A 22102-nucleotide genomic window follows, 5' to 3' on the forward strand; every position below is an offset into this window, starting at 1 on the left:
GTAGCCGGGCGCGTCCGGAGGGGTTGCCGCCGGTCGCGGGGGCGACGGGGCCACCGGCCCGGGTGCCGATCGCCCAGCACGGACGAAACCGGCCCGATCCGGGGGGTACCGCCGATCGCGGAGCGGCGGAGGCCACCGGCTCGGAGTGCTGATGGCCCAGCGCGGACGAAAACCGGCCGGATCCGGGGGGGTGCCGCCGGTCGCAGGGGCCGCGGAGGCGACCGGCTCGGGGTGCTGGTCGCCCAGCGCGGACGATAACCGGCCGGGTCCGCGGGGGCCTCCGGTCGCGGGGGTCGGTCGGTGACGGGGCGTTGTCGTATGGGGCCGTTACGCTCGCGGCATGGCTGTGAACTCGACCCCCGAAACGCCCCTGCCCGTCGGCGAGGTGTCGCGCCTCATCGGCGGCTGGATCGACCGGCTCGGCGCCGTGTGGGTCGAGGGGCAGATCACCCAGCTCTCCCGGCGTCCGGGCGCGGGGGTCGTGTTCCTCACGCTGCGCGATCCGTCGCACGACATCTCGGTGAGCGTGACCTGCTTCCGCCAGGTCTTCGACGACGTGGCCGATGTCGTCGGCGAGGGCGCCCGGGTCGTCGTACTCGCGAAACCGGAGTGGTACGCGCCGCGGGGCCAGCTCTCGCTGCGGGCCACCGCGATAAGGCCGGTCGGGGTCGGTGAGCTGCTGGCCCGGCTGGAGGCGTTGAAGAAGTCCCTCGCCGCGGAGGGGCTGTTCGCGCCGGAGCGCAAGAAGCCGCTGCCGTTCCTGCCGCAGCTCATCGGCCTGGTCTGCGGCCGTGCCTCGGCCGCCGAGCGGGACGTCCTGGAGAACGCCCGGCACCGCTGGCCCGCTGTCCGCTTCGAGGTGCGCAACGTCCCGGTGCAGGGGGTGCACGCCGTCCCGCAGGTCGTGCAGGCGGTCAAGGAGCTCGACGCGCAGGACGACGTGGACGTGATCGTCGTGGCGCGCGGCGGGGGCAGCGTGGAGGACCTGCTGCCGTTCTCCGACGAGCAGTTGGTGCGGGCGGTCGCGTCCTGCCGTACGCCCGTGGTCTCGGCGATCGGGCACGAACCGGACAACCCGCTGCTCGACTACGTCGCCGACCTGCGGGCCTCCACACCCACCGACGCGGCCAAGAAGGTCGTACCGGACGTGGGCGAGGAGTACGAACGGGTGCGGGCGCTGCGGGACCGCGCGCGGCGGTGCGTCGGGTCCTTCCTCCAGCGGGAGGAGCGGGGCCTCGCGCACGCGCTCGCGCGGCCGTCGATAGAGGATCCGCACCGGATGATCGACGAGCGCGCCGACCATGTGGCCTCCCTGACCGACCGTGCCCGCCGCACCTTGGGGCACCTGCTGGACCGGGCCGACTCCGAGCTGACGCACACCCGCGCGCGCGTGGTGGCCCTCTCCCCCGCCGCGACCCTCCAGCGCGGGTACGCCGTCCTGCAGAAGGCCGACGGACACGTGGTGCGGGGGCCGGACGAGGTGGCGGCGCAGGAGACCCTGCGGGCGCGGGTCGCCGAGGGTGAGTTCACTGTCCGAGTCGATGCGTAGGGTGGGCGGATGACCAGCAAGGTGGCGGAAGAGGCGCTCGGGTACGAGCAGGCGCGGGACGAGCTGATCGAGGTCGTGCGGCGGCTGGAGGCGGGCGGCACGACACTCGAGGAGTCCCTGGCGCTCTGGGAGCGGGGCGAGGAGCTGGCCAAGGTGTGCCGGCGGTGGCTGGACGGGGCGCGGGCGCGCCTCGACGCGGCTCTGGCGGAGGAGTCGGAGGACGGCGAGGGCGACTCCGAGTAGCGGCGTCCTCAAGCCCTGGGGCCTGGTGATCTGTGAAGCGGATCACCACGCCCCGTTTTTGGTTGAAGATTGAACTTCATAGGCGTACGGTCGGAGACGTCAACCGGTCCACGGTCCGTTTACGGGACCAATGTACATCCCGAGAAGGTTTCCCCATGTCTCTCGTTCTTGACCCCGCCGCCCAGGACCTGCTGTTCCGCGAGGCCCGCACCGCGAACACCTTCACCGACGAGCCGGTGACCGACGAGCAGATCCAGGCGATCTACGACCTGGTCAAGTACGGCCCCACCTCCATGAACCAGTCGCCGCTGCGCGTCACCCTGGTCCGCTCCCCCGAGGCCCGCGAGCGCCTCGTGCAGCACATGGCCGAGGGCAACCAGAAGAAGACCGCCGCCGCCCCGCTGGTCGCGATCCTCTCCGCGGACAACGAGTTCCACGAGGAGCTGCCGCAGCTCTTCCCGCACTTCCCGCAGGCCAAGGACCTCTTCTTCGGCGAGCGCGCGACGCGTGAGGGCAGCGCCAACCTGAACGCCGCCCTCCAGGCCGCGTACTTCATCATCGGCATCCGCGCCGCGGGTCTCGCCGCCGGCCCGATGACCGGCCTGGACTTCGAGGGCGTCCGCAAGGAGTTCCTGGACGACGACCACACCCCGCTGATGGTCGTCAACATCGGCAAGCCGGGCGAGGACGCCTGGTTCCCGCGCTCCCCGCGCCTGGCGTACGAGGACGTCGTCACCACCGTCTGAGGCGGCTGACCACACACGGGAGGGGCCCGGCCGCCTGGCGGCCGGGCCCCTCCCGTCGTCATGTCACGCCGTCATGTCACGCCGTCCTGAGGGACTTCGCCATCTCGGTGAGCTGGGCCAGCGATCCCGTGCCCGCGACCACCGTCGTCGCCCCGTCGCCCTGGTGCACGAGGGCGTCGTACCGGCCCCCCGTGTACCGCGTCCAGGTGCGGCCCGCGATCTCGCGGGTCTGCTTGGTCGCCTCGCCGCCCTGGCTCGCCTCGTCGATGAAGTCCGACGCCTTCTGAGTCGACTGCTCGATCTGCACGTACTCACCACCGGGGGCGTTGAAGCCCAGGTGCCAGGCGTCGAACCGGTCGCCCCGGAAGCGCACCGAGGTCGCCTTCCAGTCGGCCGGCAGGCCCTCCGGCGCCGCCACCGGATAGGAGGCCGCGCGGCGGGCGGTGAGCAGCTCGACGCGGTAGTCGACCTTCTTGATGTCCGGAGCGGAGTCGTCGTGCGGGATGAACACGTAGATGACCGCCGCCGCGATCCCGATGAGGCCCAGGGACAGAATCATGTCCCGGACCGTCTTCTGCTTGCCCTTCGAACCTGCCACGCCCCCTATCGTCGCAGGTGCCCGGCCCGCTCATCCGTGGGGTCCCCTGCTCATTTTGTCGGACTGACGATAGAGTCGACGGTCGAACCCTCATCCGGCCGTCGTCGTATCAGAAAGGTGCGCTCCGATGACCGAGCATCATCATCTGCCGTCCGAACTCGAAGTCCCCTCCGAGGCCCCCGACCGCAACCTCGCCCTGGAACTCGTCCGGGTGACCGAAGCCGCCGCGATGGCCGCGGGCCGCTGGGTCGGGCGGGGCGAGAAGAACGGCGCCGACGGCGCCGCCGTGCGCGCCATGCGGTCCCTGGTCTCCACCGTGTCGATGAACGGCGTGGTCGTCATCGGCGAGGGCGAGAAGGACGAGGCCCCGATGCTCTTCAACGGAGAGCGCGTGGGCGACGGGACCGGCCCCGAGTGCGACATCGCCGTCGACCCGATCGACGGCACCACGCTGACGGCCAAGGGCATGCCGAACGCGATCGCGGTGCTGGCCGCGGCCGACCGGGGCTCGATGTTCGACCCGTCCGCCGTGTTCTACATGGACAAGCTGGTCACCGGCCCCGAGGCCGCGGACTTCGTCGACATCGACGCGCCGGTCTCCGTGAACATCCGGCGGGTCGCCAAGGCCAAGCGCTCCACCCCGGAGGACGTGACCGTCGTCATCCTCGACCGGCCCCGGCACGAGGGGATCATCAAGGAGATCCGGGAGGCGGGAGCGCGGATCAAGCTGATCTCCGACGGTGACGTGGCCGGCTCGATCTACGCGCTGCGCGAGGGCACCGGCGTCGACATGCTGCTGGGCATCGGCGGCACGCCCGAGGGGATCATCTCGGCCTGTGCCGTGAAGTGCCTCGGCGGCACGATCCAGGGCAAGCTGTGGCCGAAGGACGACGAGGAGCGGGCCCGGGCCATCGACGCCGGTCACGACCTGGACCGGGTGCTGACGACCGACGACCTGGTGTCCGGGGAGAACGTGTTCTTCGTGGCCACCGGCATCACCGACGGCGAGCTCCTGCGGGGCGTGCGCTACCGGTCGGAGACGGCGACGACCGACTCGATCGTGATGCGGTCGAAGTCGGGGACGGTGCGCAGGATCGACTCGGAGCACCGGCTGAGCAAGCTGCGGGCCTACAGCGCGATCGACTTCGACCGCGCCAAGTAGCTCGATGCGTGCGGAGCACGGGCGGGTGCGGGTGCGCTGCGGCCTGTCGCGCAGCTCCCCGCGTCCCTGAGCAGGTTCCACCAGCCCAGGTCCAAAGGCGCCCCCGGTGCGGAGGGGGCGCCTTTCGCTGTACGGGTGTCAGCCCGCCTGGGCTATGCGGGCCGCCCTCGTGGCCTGGCTGAGCTCCAGGTCGCGGCGCCGGCGCCGGGCCAGGACCACGCGGCGCTCCGCCGCGGTGAGGCCGCCCCAGACGCCGTAGGGCTCGGGCTGGAGCAGGGCGTGTTCGCGGCACTCGACCATGACCGGACAGCGTGCGCAGACGCGCTTCGCGGCCTCCTCGCGGGAGAGCCGGGCGGCGGTGGGTTCCTTGGACGGAGCGAAGAACAGGCCGGCCTCGTCGCGCCGGCACACCGCCTCGGTGTGCCATGGAGCGTCTTGGTCCCTGTCCCGCACTGGCACCCGCTGGGCCGGAACGGCAGCTACCTGCAGGGACGAATGCGGCGGTTGCAGCACGGTCAACTCCTGACGACGGCTTCGCGAGCGAGCGACGATGCAGCAAGCCCTACCCGCTGTGCGCGCGCCTATGCACTGAGTCCCCAACCGCTGGATTCCGGGCGTCCGCGGGCGCTTCCGGGAGCGGGCGGGGCGGATCGCGCCGTCTCGGAGCCTCCCGGATTCACCACCGTCAACGGTCCAGGTGTCTGCGCAAACTCCTGTCGACCTTGCGATCGACCGCGCGCTGAACCCGGTCGAGAATGTCCGCGATGAGCTTGCCGCGCCTGGGCTTCGCGTCGACGCTGCCGAGGACCGCCCAGCCGTCGACGTACACCACGGGTGCGTCCACCTCCGGCGAGTCGAGCGTGTCCACCTGGAAGTCGCCGAGGACACCGACGCCGGTGCCGCGCAGCGAGACGTTCTCCGGGACGCGGACCTCGACGCTGCCGAAGACCGAGAACGCCTTGATGACGACCTGGCGGTACTCGAAGATCGCCTCGCTGAGGTCTATCTCGACGCTGCCGAAGACCGCGTAGGCGTGGATGCGGCGGCCCGCGCGCCAGCGGCCCTTGCGGACGGCGGCGCTGAAGACCGCCACCACGTTGTCGTCGGGGTCCGGGGGGATCGCGTCGGTCGGGCGGTTGGGGGCCGGGGTCCAGGCGGGGGCGTCACGGCGCTCGTGGGCCGCGGGCAGGTCCCGTATGAAGACCTCCAGCTCGCCGACCGTCTTGGCGCTCAGCACCCCCTCGACCCGCTCGGCGTGCTCGTCGGCGGTGAGGCGGCCCTCGGCGAGTGCCTCGCGCAGGATGTCGGCGATACGGTCGCGGTCGGCGTCCGAGGCACGCAGGTCGGCCACCGCGGGGGCGGGGCCCGCGTGCTTCTGGAGGTCCGGCTTCTGAAGGTCCACGGCAGCAGCGTACCCAAACGCGATAGATCGCGACTAGGGCTGTGGACAACTCTTGGCCCGCCGACTGAGCCTTACCTCACAACCTTCCGTCCTTGGACAGGTTCTACGCTGGTGAGGCCCGCCAACGGAGGCGGGTGGTCGACCCGCAGAGTGAGGAATGGGCTGAGATGCCTGAGTTCGCGTACACCGATCTGCTCCCCATGGGAGAGGACACCACCCCGTATCGGCTGGTGACCTCCGAGGGTGTCTCCACCTTCGAGGCCGACGGGCGGACCTTCCTCAAGGTGGAGCCGGAGGCGCTGCGCCGGCTCGCCGCGGAGGCCATCCACGACATCCAGCACTACCTGCGGCCGGCGCACCTCGCCCAACTGCGGCGGATCATCGACGACCCGGAGGCGTCCGGCAACGACAAGTTCGTGGCGCTGGACCTGCTGAAGAACGCGAACATCGCGGCGGCGGGCGTGCTGCCGATGTGCCAGGACACCGGCACGGCGATCGTCATGGGCAAGCGCGGGCAGAACGTGCTGACGTCCGGCGGCGACGAGGAAGCCCTGTCGCGCGGCATCTACGACGCGTACCTGAACCTCAACCTGCGGTACTCGCAGATGGCCCCGCTGACCATGTGGGACGAGAAGAACACCGGCTCGAACCTGCCCGCGCAGATCGAGCTGTACGCCACCGACGGCGGCGCGTACAAGTTCCTGTTCATGGCGAAGGGCGGCGGCTCGGCCAACAAGTCCTTCCTGTACCAGGAGACGAAGGCCGTCCTGAACGAGGCCTCCATGATGAAGTTCCTGGAGGAGAAGATCCGTTCGCTCGGTACGGCCGCCTGCCCGCCGTACCACCTGGCGATCGTGGTCGGCGGTACGTCCGCCGAGTACGCGCTGAAGACCGCCAAGTACGCCTCCGCGCACTACCTGGACGAGATCCCGGCCGAGGGCTCGGAGCTCGGGCACGGCTTCCGGGACAAGGAGCTGGAGGAGAAGGTCTTCGAGCTGACGCAGAAGATCGGGATCGGGGCGCAGTTCGGCGGCAAGTACTTCTGCCACGACGTGCGTGTGGTGCGGCTGCCGCGGCACGGCGCGTCCTGCCCGGTCGCGATCGCCGTCTCCTGCTCGGCCGACCGCCAGGCCGTCGCGAAGATCACCGCCGAGGGCGTGTTCCTGGAGCAGTTGGAGACGGACCCGGCGCGGTTCCTGCCGGAGACGACCGACGAGCACCTCGACTCCGACGGCGACGTCGTGCGGATCGACCTCAACCAGCCGATGGACGACATCCTCGCGGAGCTCACCAAGTACCCGGTCAAGACGCGGCTCTCGCTGACCGGTCCGCTCGTGGTCGCGCGTGACATCGCGCACGCCAAGATCAAGGAGCGGCTCGACGCGGGCGAGGAGATGCCGCAGTACCTGAAGGACCACCCGGTGTACTACGCCGGTCCGGCGAAGACGCCCGAGGGGTACGCGTCGGGTTCCTTCGGTCCGACCACGGCCGGCCGCATGGACTCCTACGTCGAGCAGTTCCAGGCGGCGGGCGGCTCCAAGGTGATGCTGGCCAAGGGCAACCGCAGCAAGCAGGTCACCGACGCGTGCGATGCGCACGGCGGCTTCTACCTCGGCTCCATCGGCGGTCCCGCCGCGCGGCTCGCCCAGGACTGCATCAAGAAGGTCGAGGTCGTCGAGTACGAGGAGCTCGGCATGGAGGCCGTCTGGAAGATCGAGGTCGAGGACTTCCCGGCGTTCATCGTGGTCGACGACAAGGGCAACGATTTCTTCCAGGACCCGTCCCCGTCTCCGACGTTCACGTCGATTCCGGTTCGGGGGGCTGGGTTGGCATAGCGGCATAGGGACGGCGGCGGGGTCGTGTCTCGGCTCCGCCGCCGCTTCGTTTCCGTTCCTGCGGCGGCTCCTGTCGGGGGCCTGGGCCGGCTCGTGCCCTCGGTGGCTGAGGGGGTGTGGATCTCGCCCCCGCAGCCCCTGCCCGTCCCATCCCCAGGGGCTGCCGCCCCTTCGACCCCGCGGTGGGGGCCGGCCCGGTGCTGGTGTCGACCCAGAGGAATCTGGAGCGGAGGGGTCCCCTTCCTCGATGTGCCATCGGATCGGCGCCGCCGCCCAATGCCGGCCGTCGGGCTTCCGGCCTCCCGAGCGCGCAGGCCGCGTCGTCGACGTACGCGACCGTCTTCGGGAAGCGGCCGACTGAGGGCGGCGAGGTTCCTGGGGCCGTCGCCGGAGGTCTGGCCGTTGACCGCACCGGGTACGGCGATCTCGCGTGCCCGTCACGAGCAGGTCGACGCCAGGTGTGCCGCGCCCGCCGCTCGGCACGAGAAGCCGACGTCACCGCGCCGTGCCCGCCGTTCGGCCCCCGGCCTGCCCGCCCGGCACGAGCAGGTCAGCGCCACCGTACAGACACCGCTCGGCCCCCGGCCTGCCCGCCCGGCACGAGCGGCACGGTCCGCCGTCGCCCGGTGTGATCCGCGGGGCGGTCCCGGCCGGGCGGGGGCTTCGGGGTCGGTGGGTTGGGCACTCTGGTGCCGGTGGGCCGTGTGTCCTGGGGGTGGGTGCGGCAGGAATAGGTGTCACGGGGGCAGACGCTGAGCTAGGCGGAGGTGATCGGCAGTGGCCGACGAGCAGCAGGAACAGGCGTTCCGTATCGAGCACGACTCCATGGGCGAGGTCCGGGTGCCGGCGGACGCCAAGTGGCGGGCGCAGACCCAGCGGGCCGTGGAGAACTTCCCCGTCTCGGGGCAGCGGATCGAGCGGGCGCACATCGAGGCGCTGGCCCGCATCAAGGGGGCCGCCGCGAAGGTGAACGCGCGGCTGAACGTGCTCGACAAGGACATCGCCGAGGCCATCCAGGAGGCCGCCGACGAGGTGGCCCGCGGCGACTGGGACGCGCACTTCCCGATCGACGTGTTCCAGACGGGGTCCGGCACCTCGTCCAACATGAACACCAACGAGGTCATCGCGACCCTGGCGGGCGAGCGGCTCGGCGCCGGCCGTGACGTGCACCCCAACGACCACGTCAACGCCTCCCAGTCGTCCAACGATGTCTTCCCCTCCTCCATCCACATCGCCGCCACCGCCGCCGTGACCCGGGATCTCATCCCCGCGCTCGACCACCTCGCCGACGCCCTCACCCGTAAGTCCGAGGAGTTCGCCGACGTCGTGAAGTCGGGGCGGACCCATCTGATGGACGCCACGCCGGTGACCCTGGGTCAGGAGTTCGGCGGGTACGCGGCGCAGATCAGGTACGGCGTCGAGCGCCTCACCGCCTCCCTGCCCCGACTCGCCGAGCTGCCGCTGGGCGGCACCGCCGTCGGCACCGGCATCAACACCCCGCCCGGTTTCTCCGCCGCCGTGATCGAGGAGGTCGCCCGCACCACCGGGCTGCCGCTCACCGAGGCGCGGGACCACTTCGAGGCCCAGGGCGCCCGGGACGGGATCGTCGAGACCAGCGGGCAGCTCAGGACCATCGCCGTCGGGCTGACGAAGATCGCCAACGATCTGCGGTGGATGTCCTCCGGGCCCAGGACGGGGCTGGCCGAGATCTCGCTCCCCGACCTCCAGCCCGGCTCGTCGATCATGCCCGGCAAGGTCAACCCGGTGATCCCGGAGGCCGTGCTGATGGTCGCGGCCCAGGTCATCGGCAACGACGCCACCGTCGCCACCGCCGGCGCGGCCGGCAACTTCGAGCTCAACGTCATGCTGCCGGTCATCGCGAAGAACGTCCTGGAGTCGATCCGGCTGCTCGCCAACGTCTCCCGGCTGCTCGCCGACCGGACCGTCGACGGCATCGTCGCCCACCGCGAACGCGCCCGGGAGTACGCCGAGTCCTCGCCCTCCGTGGTCACCCCGCTCAACAAGTACATCGGGTACGAGGAGGCCGCCAAGGTGGCCAAGAAGGCCCTCGCGGAGCAGAAGACGATCCGCCAGGTCGTGCTGGAGGGCGGATACGTCGAGCGGGGCGACCTGACGGCCGAACAGCTCGACCAGGCACTCGATGTCCTGCGGATGACACGGCCGTAACCTTTCCCGTCCCCGGCGTGAACCGTGACGCGTACCGCAGCGTCGTATGCCTATGGCACCTAATATCTGTGCATGGCAGACGGTGGAGCGGTGAGAGCGGTGGAAGCGGGTACGACGGCGCACTTCTGGGAGCCCGGGAGTCAGATCCTGTGGCGCTACCGGGAGAACGCCGGCGCGCACGTCCACATCGCCCGCCCCGTCACCGTCGTGCGCGACGACGAGGACCTGCTGGCCGTGTGGCTGGCACCGGGCACCGAGTGCGTACGGCCGGTGCTGGCGGACGGCACGCCGGTGCACGCGGAGCCGCTGGAGTCCCGTTACACCAAGCCGCGTTCGGTCCGGCGGGACCGCTGGTTCGGCACCGGGGTGCTGAAGCTGGCGCGGCCGGGGCTGCCGTGGTCGGTGTGGCTGTTCTGGGAGCCGGGCTGGCGGTTCAAGAACTGGTACGTGAACCTGGAGGAGCCCCTGGCGCGTTGGGCCGGGGGTGTGGATTCCGAGGACCACTTCCTGGACATCACCGTGGATCCGGACGGCGGTTGGCAGTGGCGGGACGAGGACGAGTTCGCGCAGGCCCAGCGGGACGGGCTGATGGGCCCGGACCTGGCCGAACAGGTCAGATCGGCGGGGCGGTCGGCGGTGGAGGTGATCCGCGCCTGGGGCCCGCCGTTCTCGGACGGCTGGCCCGACTGGCGCCCCGATCCGGCCTGGACGGTTCCGCTCCTGCCGGAAGACTGGGACCGTACGCCCGCGCACTTGTCCTCATGAGACCCTTGATGCGCCCCCGGGCTGCAAACGTAGGATCGTCCTCCGCAAGAGCGCGCAGCGGCAACTACCGGAGCGGGCACTGTGCTTGACCGATCGTCACCGAGGGGCGGCAGGACGTGAGCGTGGGGTACGAGGGCAACACCGGTACGGGCCGCGGAAGGTTGACCAAAAACGCAGGAACAGCCCCTGACCACGCGGGAATTCCGTTCCTGGGACACGCATTCCGGGTATCGGGATTTCGGCGGGACCGACTGCGCGTACGGCGCGCAGCCCCGGACGGACGGATTCGACACGCGTGACGGAGCACCCGACCTCCTTCGAACGCCCCCAGCCGGGCGTCGACCCCACGGACCCCCGCGGGGCGCTCCTGCGTTCCCCGGCGCCGCCGCCCGCCCAGGGCGCCGAGGCGCCGAGCGCTTTACCCGTCCAGGCCCGCTCCGGTGACTCCACCCCGGAGGCGGCACCCGTCGTCCAGGCCGGCAACAGCACGGCCGGCCGGACCGGCAACCACAAGGACATGGGCATGAACCCGGCCGGTACCGGACCCGAGCACTCCCAGCCGGCCGCCGCTGAGCCGGACACGCACCGTCCCCGGCCCTTCCCCGAGGGCGTTCCGGTCCAGCCGGGCGGCGAGGACGAGCGGGTGCCCCTGAGCGCTGACGAACGCCGTACGGGACAGGGGCTGCCCCCGGGCCGGCCCACGCCCATGCGGCGCGACGGCGACCGGCTGCGCTTCGTGGGCGCGGCCACCCGCCGGATCGCCCGGGGCATCGACCTGGACGAGATCGTGATGGGGCTGTGCCGGGCGACCGTGCCGACCTTCTCGGACGCGATCCTCGTCTATCTGCGCGACCCGCTGCCCGTCGGCGACGAGCGGCCCACCGGCCCCCTCGTGCTCCGGCTGCGGCGCAGCGACCGCATCCCGCAGCAGGAGCGGGACCTGGAGGACGGCATCCTTCCGGTGCCGGTGCCGGAGAACCCGACCGAGCTGGACGCGCTCGGCACCGAACTGTGCGAGGTGCAGCCCGGCAGCGCGCTCGCGGAGGTGCTGCGCGGGGTGCGCCCGGTCTTCACGGACACGCCCGCGGCCCATGCCGCGCTGCCGGAACTGCTCGGCGAGGGCTGCGAGTTCGCCGTACCGTCGGGCCGGCGGGCGATCCTCGCCCCGCTGCGCGGCCGGCGCCGGGTCATCGGCGCCGCCCTGTTCCTGCGCCGCCCCGACCGCATCCCCTTCGACCCGGACGACCTGCTCGTCGCCGCCCAGCTCGCCACGCACAGCGCCCTGGGCATCGACAAGGCGGTCCTCTACGGCCGTGAGGCGTACATCGCCGACGAGCTCCAGCGCACCATGCTGCCCGAGACGCTTCCGCGGCCGACCGGGGTCCGGCTGGCCTCGCGCTATCTGCCGGCCGCCGAGACGGCCCGGGTGGGCGGTGACTGGTACGACGCGATCCCGCTGCCCGGCAGCCGGGTCGCGCTGGTCGTGGGGGACGTCATGGGCCACTCCATGACCTCCGCGGCGATCATGGGCCAGCTCCGGACGACCGCGCAGACCCTCGCCGGGCTCGACCTGCCCCCGCAGGAGGTGCTGCACCACCTCGACGAGCAGGCCCAGCGGCTCGGTACGGACCGCATGGCGACCTGCCTCTACGCCGTCTACGACCCGGTCTCGCACCGGATCACCATCGCCAACGCCGGTCATCCGCCGCCGGTGCTGCTGCATCTGGGCGGCCGGGCCGAGGTGCTCCGGGTGCCGCCGGGCGCGCCGATCGGTGTCGGCGGGGTGGACTTCGAGGCCGTGGAGCTGGACGCGCCGGCCGGGGCGACGCTGCTGCTGTACACCGACGGGCTCGTCGAGTCCCGGCTCAGGGACGTGTGGACCGGGATAGAGCAGCTCCGCGAGAAGCTCGCCGCCACCGCGCAGTTGACCGGGCCGGATCATCCGCCGCCGCTGGAGGCGCTGTGCGACGAGGTGCTCGACATGCTCGGGCCGGGCGACCGGGACGACGACATCGCGCTGCTCGCGGCCCGCTTCGACGGGATCGCGCCCAGTGACGTGGCGTACTGGTTCCTGGAGCCGGAGGACGCGGCCCCGGGCCGTGCCCGGCGGCTCGCCCGGCGGGCGCTGTCCCGGTGGGGCATGGAGGACCTGACGGACTCGGTCGAGCTGCTGGTCAGCGAGGTCGTGACGAACGCCGTGCGGTACGCGACGCGTCCGGTGACGCTCCGGCTGCTGCGGACCGACGTCCTGCGGTGCGAGGTCGGGGACGACGTGCCGCAGTTGCCGCGTCTGCGACAGGCCCGGGCCACCGACGAGGGCGGGCGCGGGCTCTACCTCGTCAACCGGCTCGCCCGGCGCTGGGGCGCCACCCGGCTGAGCACCGGCAAGGTGGTGTGGTTCGAGCTCAACAGGGGCTAGGACATGAGAGAGGGCGCCCGGTGGTCACCGGGCGCCCTCTCTCATGGGTTACTGCTCCTCGTTCGGCTCGAACGGGTTCAGCGGTGAGGTCGACGACTCGGCCGGAGTGCTCTCCTCACCGGTCGGCGGGGTCTCCGATGGCGTCTCCGACGGGGTTTCCGAAGGCGTCTCCGACGGTGTCTCGGAGGGCGTCTCCGACGGAGTCTCCGAAGGCGTCTCCGAGGGAGTCTCGCTCGGCGTGTTCGACACGGTCGGGGTCCAGGTGGGCTGGACCGCGGCGCCCTGGTCGGTGTCCAGGTCGAACTTGGTGTTCTCGGCCGCGACTCCGAAGGTGTACGCCGCCCAGATCTGCGCCGGGAAGCCACCGCCGTTGACGCGGTCCAGGCCGGCGGTCTTGTACAGCTTGGTCTGGGCGCCGGTCTTGCTGTCCTCGCCGAACAGGCCGACCGAGGTGACCAGGTCCGGGGTGTAGCCGGTGAACCAGGCCGAGAGGTTGTCGTCCGAGGTACCGGTCTTGCCGGCGACCTTGCGGCCGTCGCGGGCCGGGTTCTCCGCCACGGACACCTTCGCCGTACCGTCGGCGACCACGCCGGTCAGCACCGAGGTCACGGTGTCGGCGGCCTCGCGGCTGATGACCTGCTCGCCGATCGGGTCGGGGAGCTGGAACTCGGTGCCGCCCTGCTCGGCCGACTTGATGATGGCGGGCGTGACCTGCTTGCCGTGGTTGTCGAGGGTGGCGTAGACGCCGGCCATCTGGATCGGGCTCGCGCCCATGGTGCCCAGGGTGTAGGCGGGCAGCGGCTTGAGCTTGCCGGTGTCCATGCCGAGCTTGGTGGCCGTCTCCAGCACCCTGTCCATGCCGACGTCCACGCCCATCTGCGCGAAGACGGAGTTGATGGACTTGTTCATCGCCGTCTGGACGGTGACCTTGCCGTAGTCGGCGTCGTCCTCGTTCTCGGGACCGAATCCGACCTTGTTGCCGTTGCCGTCCACGACCTGACGCTTGCTGGTGCCGTCGTAGACCGTGTCGGCGCCGATCGTCTTGCCGCTCTGCGTCTCGGAGTTGTTCTCCAGGGCGGCGGCGAGGATGACCGGCTTGAAGGTCGACGCGGGCTGGTAGTCGGTGCGGTTGGCGTTGCTGTAGAAGTGCTTGGTGTAGTCCTGGCCGCCGTACAGGGCGAGGATCTTCCCCGTCTTCGGGTCCACGGAGACGGCGCCGGCCTGGACGTTCTTGTCCACCGCGCGCTTCTTCGGGTCCAGCTTGCTGATGAGCTGGGTCTTGACGGACTTCTCCAGCGCGGCCTGCTTCTTCTTGTCGATGTTCAGGGTGATGGTCCACCCCGAGTTCTCGACCCGGGCCTCGGCCTCGTCCTGGGTGATGCCCTGCGTCTTGACGAGCTGCCTCTCGAGCTGCTGGTTGGCGAGCTTGACCAGGTAGCCCTTCTGGCCCTCGAGACCGGGGGCGGCCTTGGGCTCCTTGGGTACCGGGAACGTCATCTTGTCGCGCTCGGCCTTGTTCAGCCAGCCCTGCTCGACCATGTTGTCCAGGACGTAGTTCCAGCGGGCCTGCACCAGCTTCTTGCCGGTCGGGCTGGCGACCGCCCAGTCGTACTGGCTCGGCGCCTGGAGCAGTGCGGCGAGGTACGCGCCCTGGGCGACGCTGAGCTTCTTGGCGTCGACGCGGTAGTAGTCCTGGGCGGCGGCCTGGATGCCGTAGGCGCCGCGGCCGTAGTAGCTGGTGTTGATGTAGCCCGCGAGGATCTTGTCCTTGGACGTCGTGCGGTCCACCTTCAACGAGATGACCAGTTCCCGCAGCTTGCGGGTGACGGTCTGGTCCTGGTCGAGGTAGTAGTTCTTGACGTACTGCTGGGTGATGGTGGAGCCACCCTGCTTGCCCTTGCCGGACAGGGTGTTGATCAGGCCGCGGGCGGTGCCCTTGAGGTCGACGCCGGCGTCGGTGTAGAAGGACTTGTTCTCCGCCGCCACGAAGGTGCGCTGGACCTCCTTGGGCACCTCCGAGAGGTCCACGATCTCGCGGTTGGTGTCGCCGACGCGGGCCAGGACCGAGCCGTCGCTGTACTCGTAGATGTTGCTCTGCTTCTGCGCGGCCGCGTTGCCCTCGGGCACGTCGATCATCATGTACATCACGATGAAGGCGCCGATGCCGAGCAGGCAGAAGCCGAAGAACGCGCCGAGGAGCTTCTTCCAGGTGAAGAACCGGCGTATGCCGCTCTTACCTTTCTTCGTGCCCTTCTTGCCGCGGGCGGCCTTGCGCGCGGCGGCCCTGCCGCCCGGCGCGATGCCCTCGCTCGGCGTGCCGGACGAGCGCGTGGGCGGCGCCGCGCGGCGGCCACCGCGCTGACGTGCTCTTCTCTCTTCCGCTCGTCCCATGGGTCGACTCGCTCCGCTTCCTCATCGGCGGCCACACAGGTTCGTGGCTCAGGTCAGCTCAGAAAGCTAACACCGGTCTATATGACACAGGGCCCTCGATCCGGCCTCGGGCGGGCGTGAGAATCAGCACCCGCCTCCTCGGAACCAGACCTCCGAGGGGGCGTCAAGGTTGCCAGGACGGGGTAAAGTGATATCACTTAGCTAGAGCAGCGATAGCCGCTCCGCGAGTTCGAGAGATGGGGGACCCCTATGGCCATGGACGAATCGGTACCCGACATGCCCGCCCCGCGCGTGCGGGAGTTCGCGGCGCACAGCATCGGCGGCGCGCTGGCGCTGCTGCTGGGCCTGGCCGGGCTGCTGCTCGCCGTCTTCCTGTTCGCGGCCGCCGGGGAGAGCCCCGGGTTCGCCGTCGGCGGGGCCCTCGTGCTGATCGTCGCGCTCATCTCGCTGCGCGGCCTGAACACGGTCGCGCCGGGCGAGGCCCGGGTGGTCCAGCTCTTCGGCCGCTACAAGGGCACGATCCGCCAGGACGGCCTGCGCTGGGTGAACCCCTTCACCTCCCGGACCAAGGTCTCCACCCGGGTCCGCAACCACGAGACCGCCGTCCTCAAGGTCAACGACGCCTACGGCAACCCGATCGAACTGGCCGCGGTCGTGGTCTGGAAGGTCGAGGACACCGCGCAGGCCACCTTCGAGGTCGACAACTTCGTGAAGTTCGTCGCCACCCAGACCGAGACGGCGGTACGGCACATCGCCATCGAGTACCCCTACGACGCCCACGAGGAGGACGGGCTCTCGCTGCGCGGCAACGCCGACGAGATCACCCAGAAGCTCGCCACCGAGCTGCACGCGCGCGTGGAGTCGGCCGGCGTGCAGATCATCGAGTCCCGCTTCACGCACCTCGCCTACGCGCCCGAGATCGCCTCGGCGATGCTCCAGCGGCAGCAGGCCGGCGCGGTCGTCGCGGCCCGGCGGCAGATCGTGGAGGGCGCGGTCGGCATGGTCGAGGAGGCGCTCGCCCGGATCACCGAGCGGGACATCGTGGAGCTGGACGAGGAGCGCAAGGCGGCGATGGTGTCCAACCTGATGGTGGTGCTGTGCGGCGACCGCGCCCCGCAGCCGGTCCTCAACACCGGGACGCTCTACCAGTGACGACACCTTCCGCACCTTCCGAGGGCGGCCCCCCCGAGCGACGGCCTCAGCAGCGCAAGCAGGTGCTGCTGAGGCTCGACCCGCTGGTGTACGAGGCGCTGGCGCGGTGGGCCGGGGACGAGCTGCGGTCGGCGAACGCGCAGATCGAGTTCCTGTTGCGCAGGGCCCTGAAGGAGGCCGGCCGACTGCCCGGCGACACCGGACCGCTGCCGCGCCGGGGACGACCGCCCAAGGACGCCGGGGACGCGTAGAGCGGGCGTAGCAGAACCGTGACAATCGGCCGTCACCTGCGGCTGCTCACCCCTGCCGCCCACCTACACACTCCGCGTATACATGCGGGGTATACACCGCGTGTACAGTCCTTCCCATGTCCATCGGTCACACCCTCCTAGGGCTCCTGGAGTCCGGGCCCCGCCACGGCTACGACCTCAAGCGGGCCTTCGACGAGAAGTTCGGTCACGACCGGCCGCTGCACTACGGCCAGGTCTACTCGACGATGTCGCGGCTGCTGAAGAACGGGCTCGTCGAAGTCGACGGGATCGAGCCCGGCGGCGGCCCCGAGCGCAAGCGCTACGCCATCACGGACGCCGGGATCACCGACGTGCAGCAGTGGCTCGCGACGCCCGAGAAGCCCGAGCCGTACCTGCAGTCCACGCTGTACACCAAGGTCGTCCTCGCGCTGCTCACGCACCGGGACGCCGGCGACATCCTGGACAACCAGCGCTCCGAGCACCTGCGGATGATGCGCATCCTCACCGACCGCAAGCGCAAGGGCGACCTCGCCGACCAGCTCATCTGCGACCACGCCCTGTTCCATCTCGAAGCAGACCTGCGCTGGCTGGAGCTGACCGCCGCGCGTCTCGACAAGCTCGCGGAGGTGGTGGTCAAGTGACCCCGGCCGGTTCCCTTCTCGTCGCCGACGAGCTGCGCAAGACCTACGGTCCGACCGTCGCCCTCGACGGTGCCCACTTCTCCATCCACCCCGGCGAGGTCGTCGCCGTCATGGGCCCCTCCGGGTCCGGCAAGTCGACCCTGCTGCACTGTCTCGCCGGGATCGTCACGCCCGACTCCGGTTCGATCACGTACAACGGCCGGGAGATGGCCACGATGAACGACTCCGAGCGCAGCGCTCTGCGCCGCTCCGAGTTCGGGTTCGTCTTCCAGTTCGGCCAGCTCGTCCCCGAGCTGACCTGCGTGGAGAACGTGGCGCTGCCGCTGCGGCTGAACGGCACCTCCCGCAAGGAGGCCGAGAAGGCGGCCCTCAACTGGATGGAGCGCCTGGAGGTCGACGACCTGCGGAAGAAGCGGCCCGGAGAGGTCTCCGGCGGTCAGGGGCAGCGGGTGGCGGTGGCCCGATCCCTGGTGACCAACCCGCGCGTGCTGTTCGCAGACGAGCCGACCGGCGCCCTGGACTCCCTCAACGGCGAGCGGGTCATGGAGCTGCTCACCGACGCGGCCCGGTCCACCAACGCGGCCGTCGTCCTCGTCACGCACGAGGCACGGGTGGCCGCCTACTCGGACCGCGAGATCGTCGTACGGGACGGCAAGTCCCGGGACATGGAGCGGGTCGTATGAGCCTGCGGCAATGGTGGCGAGACCTCGCCATGGGGGTCCGGTTCGCCTTCGCGGGCGGACGCGAGGGGTGGGTCCGGGCGCTGCTGACCGCGGTCGGCGTGGGGCTCGGGGTGGCGTTGCTGCTGCTGACCACCGCCCTGCCGAACGCGCTGGCGGTGCGGCACGAGCGGGGCGACGCCCGCGCGGACATCAACTACGGGCAGGACATGAGGAAGGGGGACGACACCCTGCTGTCGGGGAACGCGTCGACCACCTTCCGGGACACCGACATCCGCGGCCGGGACCTGGAGCCCGAGGGGCCGAAGGCGCCTCTGCCGCCCGGGGTCGCGAAGTTCCCCGCGGTCGGCGAGATGGTCGTCTCCCCCGCGCTGAGGAAACTGCTGGAATCCGAGGACGGCCGACTGCTGCGGGAGCGGCTGCCGAACCGGATCGCCGGGACGATCGCCGAGAGCGGGTTGATCGGCTCCCACGAACTCGCCTTCTACCGCGGGGCCGAGGGGCTCGCCGCCCAGGACATCAACGGCGCCGGGATCAGCCGGATCAACAAGTACGGGAACCCCAACCCGACCGAGTCGGAATCCGACCCGGTGCTGGTGCTGCTGGTCCTGGTCGTCTTCGTGGTGCTGCTGATGCCGGTCGCCGTGTTCATCACCGCGGCCGTCCGCTTCGGCGGCGAGCGGCGCGACCGGCGGCTCGCGGCCCTCAGGCTGGTGGGCGCCGACGGCCGCTCGACCCGGCGGATCGCCGCCGGCGAGGCGTTGGCCGGCGCGGTCCTCGGACTCGTCCTCGGTGCCGACTTCTTCCTGATCGGCCGTGAAGTCGCGGGTTCGGTCGAGGTGTTCGGGCAGAGCGTGTTCCCGAGCTATCTCAATCCCTCGCCGCTGCTGGCCCTGCTGGTCGCCGTCGCGGTACCCGCCGCGGCCGTGCTGGTGACGCTCCTCGCCCTGCGGGGCGTGGTGATCGAACCGCTCGGCGTGGTGCGTACGGCGAAGCCCGCGCGACGCAGGCTGTGGTGGCGGCTGCTGCTGCCGCTGGCCGGGCTCGGGATGCTGTACCCGATGGTCGGACAGGGCCGCGACAGTGGCGACTTCAACCAGTACCTCGTCAGCGGCGGTGTCATCCTGCTGCTGGTCGGTGTGACCGCGCTGCTGCCGTGGATCGTCGAGGCGGTCGTGGCCCGGATGGGCGCGGGCTCGGTGTCCTGGCAACTGGCGGTGCGCAGGCTCCAGTTGAGCAGCGGCACGGCGGCCCGGATGGTCAACGGCATCGCGGTGGCGGTGGCCGGGGCGATCGCGCTGCAGATGCTGTTCGCGGGCACCTCGAGCGACTACACGAAGGAGACCGGCTACGACATCTCGCGGGCGCAGATGCAGGTGACCGTCCCGAAGGGGAAGGCGCTCGGGGCGACCGCGAAGGAACTGGCCGCGACCAAGGGCGTCCGGCAGGTGTACGCGTTCGACGAGGGCTTCGTCAACGACGGCACGGGCGAGGACGCGAACTGGGCCCGGGTGACCGTCGCCGACTGCACGTCCCTGCGTGAGGTGGCCAAGCTGCCCTCGTGCCGCGACGGCGACGTCTTCGTCTCGCATGTCGCGCCGGGTGCGGGTGAGAGCGACACCGCCAGGCAGAACGCCGACGACGAGTCGAACGTGACGGCCCGGCCCGGCCAGAAGCTCTACTTCGACATCTCCGAGGCCGCGGAGAAGCAGACCTCGGTCGTCTGGACAGTCCCGAAGGGCGTCAAGCAGGCCGAGTCCATCACCGACCCGACGGGCTACCGACGCGGCGGAATCCTGCTCACCCCGGGCGCCTTCCCGGCACCGGCCGCGGCGGGGGTGCGCGGAGAGATCTATGTGCGGGTGGACGACTCGTTCCCGGACGCGCGCGATCACGTCCGCAACACGGCCGCCCGGATCAACCCGTACGAGGAGCCCATGACCTGGGTGTCCACCGAGAGCAACGACCGCTACTCCTCCATCCGCACCGGCCTGTTCGTGGGCGCCGTCTGCGTCCTCGCGCTGATCGGGGCGAGTCTGCTGGTCTCCCAACTGGAACAGCTCCGCGAGCGCAAGCAACTGCTGTCGGCGCTGGTCGCCTTCGGTACCCGGCGGCGCACCCTGAGCCTGTCGGTGCTGTGGCAGACGGCGATCCCGGTCGGGCTCGGTCTGCTGCTGGCCTCGGCGGTGGGGCTGACCCTGGGCGTGGTCCTGCTGAAGATGACCAACACCTCGGTGCGCGTGGACTGGTCGAGCGTGCTGTCGATGACCGGCGTGGGCGCCGGTGTCGTCCTCGTGGTGACGCTGCTGAGCCTGCCGCCGCTGCTGAGGCTGATGCGGCCGGACGGGCTGCGGACGGAGTAGCCGCCCGCAGCCGGGCGCCCGCTCAGAGGCTGTACTCCTTCACCACCCGCCGGACCTGGGCGAACAGCATGCCGACGTTGACCGACTTGCGGCACACCACGACGGCCACGACGTCCTGCTGTTCGACCAGCCGCAAGAACAGGTGCGTGAGGTTCTCGCTGTTGACCAGGATCTCCTGGAAGAAGTGGTTGTCGCTGCTGATCCCGCGGCGCTCCTTGAAGACGTCCTCGATCATCACGACCGTCCGGCCCTGGAACAGGTCGAGCGTGGCACCCGCCAGGAGGTCCAGGACCTCCGGCGGGTGGTTCTCGACGGTCTCGTACGACAGCAGCATCCCCGTGGACATGTCGACCACGCCGGAGGCGACACAGTCGGGGGCGTCGGTACGAAGGGACTTGACCAGGCCCATCACCTGGTCGGAGAAACCTGTGGCCATGCGCTTCGTCGCCATCCCTTCAGACTCCTTCTGGTGCTTTCCCGGGCGCCTTGTCGGTGAGGATCGAGCCGATCCGGTTCAGGGTCGGCTGGGTCGCCCGGTGCAGGTGGTCCACGTCCATGCCCTCGTCGCCGAGGACGACCATCAGGGCGGTCTCGCCGACGGCGTAGAAGGCGGCGCAGCCGTGGCTGCCGTACGTCACCGTCCGGCGCAGGGTGCCGCGGGCGGTGGCCCCGGCGGTGCGCCGGGCGAGGCCGAGGCCGGCCGCGGCGAGCGCGGCGAGACCTTCCGGGTCGATCGAGTCGGCGGTGTCGGCGGCGATGAGCAGCCCGTCCGCGGCGGCCAGCGCGGTGTCCGTTATTCCGGTGACCTGTTCGCGCAGTCCGCGCATTTCGAGCGCCAGGGCTTTGTGATCCATGAAATCGACTCCCCTAATCCTGTTCGCGTCTGATCGGCTTTTTCACTGGGGCGTTCCGTTTCTGAGTCGGAAGAAGTTGCCGGGCTTCCGGCGGGGCAGATCGGTTCTCACCGGGGCCGGGGACGGCTCCCCGGCCGGGGGTCTGCGGGGCCGGAGTTCGTCGCCGTCGGGGAGCGGGCGGACCGCGACGGGCGCGGGCGGTCCCGCGCACACAAGGAGCCCCTCGTCGAGCATCCGGGCGACCTCGACCGACACGGTGTACACGCCGCGCCCGACCCGGAAGGCGAGGTCGCGGGCGGTACGACGGCCGTCGGCGTGGGTGAGCAGCTCCCGCCGCAGGGACTCGGAAGCGCCGTCCGTGCCCGAGCGCACGGGGCGTTCCCGGTCGGGGTGCACGGGGTGCGGCAGGGCGGCGAGGGCGGTGAGTCTGCGCAGCGCGTCCTGGAGCAGCCGTAGCGGCGGCTCACCCAGAGGGACCTGCGCGAACGGCTCGGCGGTGGCCCGGCGTTCGCACTCCTCGACCCGGCCCGCGGCCAGGGCGAAGGCGGCGTCGTGCAGGGCCAGCGCGCACACCACCCTGAGCTGGGCGGCCCCCGCGTAGCCGTGGGCGATCAGCGCGGTGGCCGGCCAGCGCGAGCCGCCGGACTCCCGCACGAGGTCGGCCCACTGCTCGCCGCTGACCCGTCCCGAGCGCAGCAGCAGCGCCTCGGGGCCCGGGGCGCCGGGCGACTCCACGGCGACCACCCGGCCGTCCGCGAAGTGGAAGGTGCCGCCGGGTGCCCCGGTGATCCGCAGCTCTCCGGTGAAGCCGTCACGGCCGCACGAGGCCAGGGCCTGTGCCAGGTGTTCGTGGCCCGACATCAC

20 protein-coding genes are annotated in these 22102 nt (G+C 70.9%); 13 read left to right on the top strand and 7 right to left on the bottom strand.

Annotation, left to right across the window (positions count from 1 at the left end; genetic code table 11):
• The first annotated feature begins 340 nt into the window (after positions 1-340).
• The 3 genes from xseA to ACZ66S_RS06585 all read left to right on the top strand — a co-directional run bounded on the left by xseA (position 341) and on the right by ACZ66S_RS06585 (position 2538).
• Complete coding sequence (gene xseA / locus ACZ66S_RS06575; RefSeq protein ID WP_469900108.1) at positions 341-1549, top strand: exodeoxyribonuclease VII large subunit; 1209 nt, start codon at positions 341-343, stop codon at positions 1547-1549.
• A 9-nt stretch (positions 1550-1558) separates the two neighbouring features.
• Positions 1559-1792: an exodeoxyribonuclease VII small subunit gene (locus ACZ66S_RS06580; RefSeq protein ID WP_031042033.1), complete on the top strand. Its 234-nt coding sequence runs from the start codon at positions 1559-1561 to the stop codon at positions 1790-1792.
• A 155-nt stretch (positions 1793-1947) separates the two neighbouring features.
• Positions 1948-2538, top strand: coding sequence for a malonic semialdehyde reductase (locus ACZ66S_RS06585; RefSeq protein WP_469900110.1), 591 nt, complete (start codon positions 1948-1950; stop codon positions 2536-2538).
• Positions 2539-2614: 76 nt separating this feature from the next.
• On the opposite strand, the gene ACZ66S_RS06590 is transcribed toward ACZ66S_RS06585, so the two are convergent.
• Positions 2615-3136, bottom strand: coding sequence for a DUF4245 domain-containing protein (locus ACZ66S_RS06590; protein WP_469900111.1), 522 nt, complete (start codon positions 3134-3136; stop codon positions 2615-2617).
• Positions 3137-3263: 127 nt separating this feature from the next.
• Between ACZ66S_RS06590 and glpX the strand changes: the two genes are divergently transcribed.
• The gene (gene glpX / locus ACZ66S_RS06595) at positions 3264-4298 is read left to right on the top strand and encodes a class II fructose-bisphosphatase (RefSeq protein ID WP_120051096.1); all 1035 of its coding nucleotides are present in this window, start codon (positions 3264-3266) and stop codon (positions 4296-4298) included.
• 138 nt (positions 4299-4436) lie between these two features.
• Here the strand turns inward: glpX and ACZ66S_RS06600 are convergent, their stop codons facing one another.
• Both ACZ66S_RS06600 and ACZ66S_RS06605 read right to left on the bottom strand, forming a co-directional pair.
• The gene (locus tag ACZ66S_RS06600; RefSeq protein ID WP_469900112.1) at positions 4437-4811 is read right to left on the bottom strand and encodes a WhiB family transcriptional regulator; all 375 of its coding nucleotides are present in this window, start codon (positions 4809-4811) and stop codon (positions 4437-4439) included.
• A gap of 172 nt (positions 4812-4983) precedes the next feature.
• Complete coding sequence (locus ACZ66S_RS06605; RefSeq protein WP_469900113.1) at positions 4984-5700, bottom strand: DUF1707 SHOCT-like domain-containing protein; 717 nt, start codon at positions 5698-5700, stop codon at positions 4984-4986.
• A 167-nt stretch (positions 5701-5867) separates the two neighbouring features.
• On the opposite strand from ACZ66S_RS06605, the gene ACZ66S_RS06610 reads away from it, so the two are divergent.
• The 4 genes from ACZ66S_RS06610 (at position 5868) to ACZ66S_RS06625 (ending at position 12906) form a co-directional block, all read left to right on the top strand.
• On the top strand, positions 5868-7535 hold the full coding sequence (locus ACZ66S_RS06610) for a fumarate hydratase (RefSeq protein WP_469900114.1): 1668 nt from the start codon (positions 5868-5870) through the stop codon (positions 7533-7535).
• Positions 7536-8312: 777 nt separating this feature from the next.
• Entirely contained in the window at positions 8313-9722 is a 1410-nt protein-coding gene (locus tag ACZ66S_RS06615) for a class II fumarate hydratase (protein WP_469900115.1), read from the top strand.
• Positions 9723-9794: 72 nt separating this feature from the next.
• A complete protein-coding gene (gene fomD, locus ACZ66S_RS06620) occupies positions 9795-10487 on the top strand; it encodes a cytidylyl-2-hydroxypropylphosphonate hydrolase (protein WP_469900116.1) in 693 nt (230 codons plus the stop codon).
• A gap of 295 nt (positions 10488-10782) precedes the next feature.
• Positions 10783-12906: a SpoIIE family protein phosphatase gene (locus ACZ66S_RS06625; protein ID WP_469900118.1), complete on the top strand. Its 2124-nt coding sequence runs from the start codon at positions 10783-10785 to the stop codon at positions 12904-12906.
• A 48-nt stretch (positions 12907-12954) separates the two neighbouring features.
• Here ACZ66S_RS06625 and ACZ66S_RS06630 read toward each other — a convergent pair whose 3' ends face one another.
• Positions 12955-15297 (bottom strand): transglycosylase domain-containing protein, encoded by a 2343-nt coding sequence (locus ACZ66S_RS06630; protein WP_469900119.1) that lies wholly within the window; start codon positions 15295-15297, stop codon positions 12955-12957.
• Positions 15298-15546: 249 nt separating this feature from the next.
• Here ACZ66S_RS06630 and ACZ66S_RS06635 point away from each other — a divergent pair, with 249 nt between their 5' ends.
• The 5 genes from ACZ66S_RS06635 to ACZ66S_RS06655 all read left to right on the top strand — a co-directional run bounded on the left by ACZ66S_RS06635 (position 15547) and on the right by ACZ66S_RS06655 (position 20384).
• A complete protein-coding gene (locus ACZ66S_RS06635; RefSeq protein ID WP_469900120.1) occupies positions 15547-16449 on the top strand; it encodes an SPFH domain-containing protein in 903 nt (300 codons plus the stop codon).
• On the top strand, positions 16446-16700 hold the full coding sequence (locus tag ACZ66S_RS06640) for a type II toxin-antitoxin system antitoxin (protein WP_469900121.1): 255 nt from the start codon (positions 16446-16448) through the stop codon (positions 16698-16700). The genes ACZ66S_RS06635 and ACZ66S_RS06640 overlap by 4 nt, the downstream gene beginning before the upstream one ends.
• Before the next feature lie 116 nt (positions 16701-16816).
• The gene (locus tag ACZ66S_RS06645) at positions 16817-17341 is read left to right on the top strand and encodes a PadR family transcriptional regulator (RefSeq protein ID WP_469900122.1); all 525 of its coding nucleotides are present in this window, start codon (positions 16817-16819) and stop codon (positions 17339-17341) included.
• Positions 17338-18024, top strand: coding sequence for an ABC transporter ATP-binding protein (locus tag ACZ66S_RS06650; RefSeq protein WP_469900123.1), 687 nt, complete (start codon positions 17338-17340; stop codon positions 18022-18024). Before ACZ66S_RS06645 ends, ACZ66S_RS06650 begins: the two co-directional genes overlap by 4 nt.
• Positions 18021-20384 carry an ABC transporter permease gene (locus ACZ66S_RS06655; RefSeq protein ID WP_469900124.1) on the top strand — a complete coding sequence of 788 codons (2364 nt, stop codon included), beginning with the start codon at positions 18021-18023 and terminating at the stop codon, positions 20382-20384. Before ACZ66S_RS06650 ends, ACZ66S_RS06655 begins: the two co-directional genes overlap by 4 nt.
• Positions 20385-20406: 22 nt before the next feature.
• On the opposite strand, the gene ACZ66S_RS06660 is transcribed toward ACZ66S_RS06655, so the two are convergent.
• Genes ACZ66S_RS06660 through ACZ66S_RS06670 form a run of 3 tightly spaced genes read right to left on the bottom strand, consistent with a single transcriptional unit; the run spans position 20407 to position 22099 of the window.
• On the bottom strand, positions 20407-20835 hold the full coding sequence (locus tag ACZ66S_RS06660; protein ID WP_469900125.1) for a hypothetical protein: 429 nt from the start codon (positions 20833-20835) through the stop codon (positions 20407-20409).
• A 4-nt stretch (positions 20836-20839) separates the two neighbouring features.
• Positions 20840-21238 (bottom strand): roadblock/LC7 domain-containing protein, encoded by a 399-nt coding sequence (locus ACZ66S_RS06665; RefSeq protein WP_469900127.1) that lies wholly within the window; start codon positions 21236-21238, stop codon positions 20840-20842.
• Between the two features lie 42 nt (positions 21239-21280).
• Positions 21281-22099, bottom strand: coding sequence for a MarR family transcriptional regulator (locus ACZ66S_RS06670; RefSeq protein WP_469900128.1), 819 nt, complete (start codon positions 22097-22099; stop codon positions 21281-21283).
• Between the last annotated feature and the right edge of the window lie 3 nt (positions 22100-22102).

It is taken from the genome of Streptomyces sp. NPDC107471, from assembly GCF_055582845.1.

Bases quoted from the DNA above. Each gene is read 5' to 3' on its own strand.
- ACZ66S_RS06660 (WP_469900125.1), bottom strand. From the start codon at position 20,835: ATGGCGACGAAGCGCATGGCCACAGGTTTCTCCGACCAGGTGATGGGC.
- ACZ66S_RS06655 (WP_469900124.1), top strand. From the start codon at position 18,021: ATGAGCCTGCGGCAATGGTGGCGAGACCTCGCCATGGGGGTCCGGTTC.
- ACZ66S_RS06645 (WP_469900122.1), top strand. From the start codon at position 16,817: ATGTCCATCGGTCACACCCTCCTAGGGCTCCTGGAGTCCGGGCCCCGC.
- xseA (WP_469900108.1), top strand. From the start codon at position 341: ATGGCTGTGAACTCGACCCCCGAAACGCCCCTGCCCGTCGGCGAGGTG.
- ACZ66S_RS06580 (WP_031042033.1), top strand. From the start codon at position 1,559: ATGACCAGCAAGGTGGCGGAAGAGGCGCTCGGGTACGAGCAGGCGCGG.
- ACZ66S_RS06670 (WP_469900128.1), bottom strand. From the start codon at position 22,099: ATGTCGGGCCACGAACACCTGGCACAGGCCCTGGCCTCGTGCGGCCGT.
- glpX (WP_120051096.1), top strand. From the start codon at position 3,264: ATGACCGAGCATCATCATCTGCCGTCCGAACTCGAAGTCCCCTCCGAG.
- ACZ66S_RS06665 (WP_469900127.1), bottom strand. From the start codon at position 21,238: ATGGATCACAAAGCCCTGGCGCTCGAAATGCGCGGACTGCGCGAACAG.
- ACZ66S_RS06630 (WP_469900119.1), bottom strand. From the start codon at position 15,297: ATGGGACGAGCGGAAGAGAGAAGAGCACGTCAGCGCGGTGGCCGCCGC.
- ACZ66S_RS06635 (WP_469900120.1), top strand. From the start codon at position 15,547: ATGGCCATGGACGAATCGGTACCCGACATGCCCGCCCCGCGCGTGCGG.
- fomD (WP_469900116.1), top strand. From the start codon at position 9,795: ATGGCAGACGGTGGAGCGGTGAGAGCGGTGGAAGCGGGTACGACGGCG.
- ACZ66S_RS06585 (WP_469900110.1), top strand. From the start codon at position 1,948: ATGTCTCTCGTTCTTGACCCCGCCGCCCAGGACCTGCTGTTCCGCGAG.
- ACZ66S_RS06610 (WP_469900114.1), top strand. From the start codon at position 5,868: ATGCCTGAGTTCGCGTACACCGATCTGCTCCCCATGGGAGAGGACACC.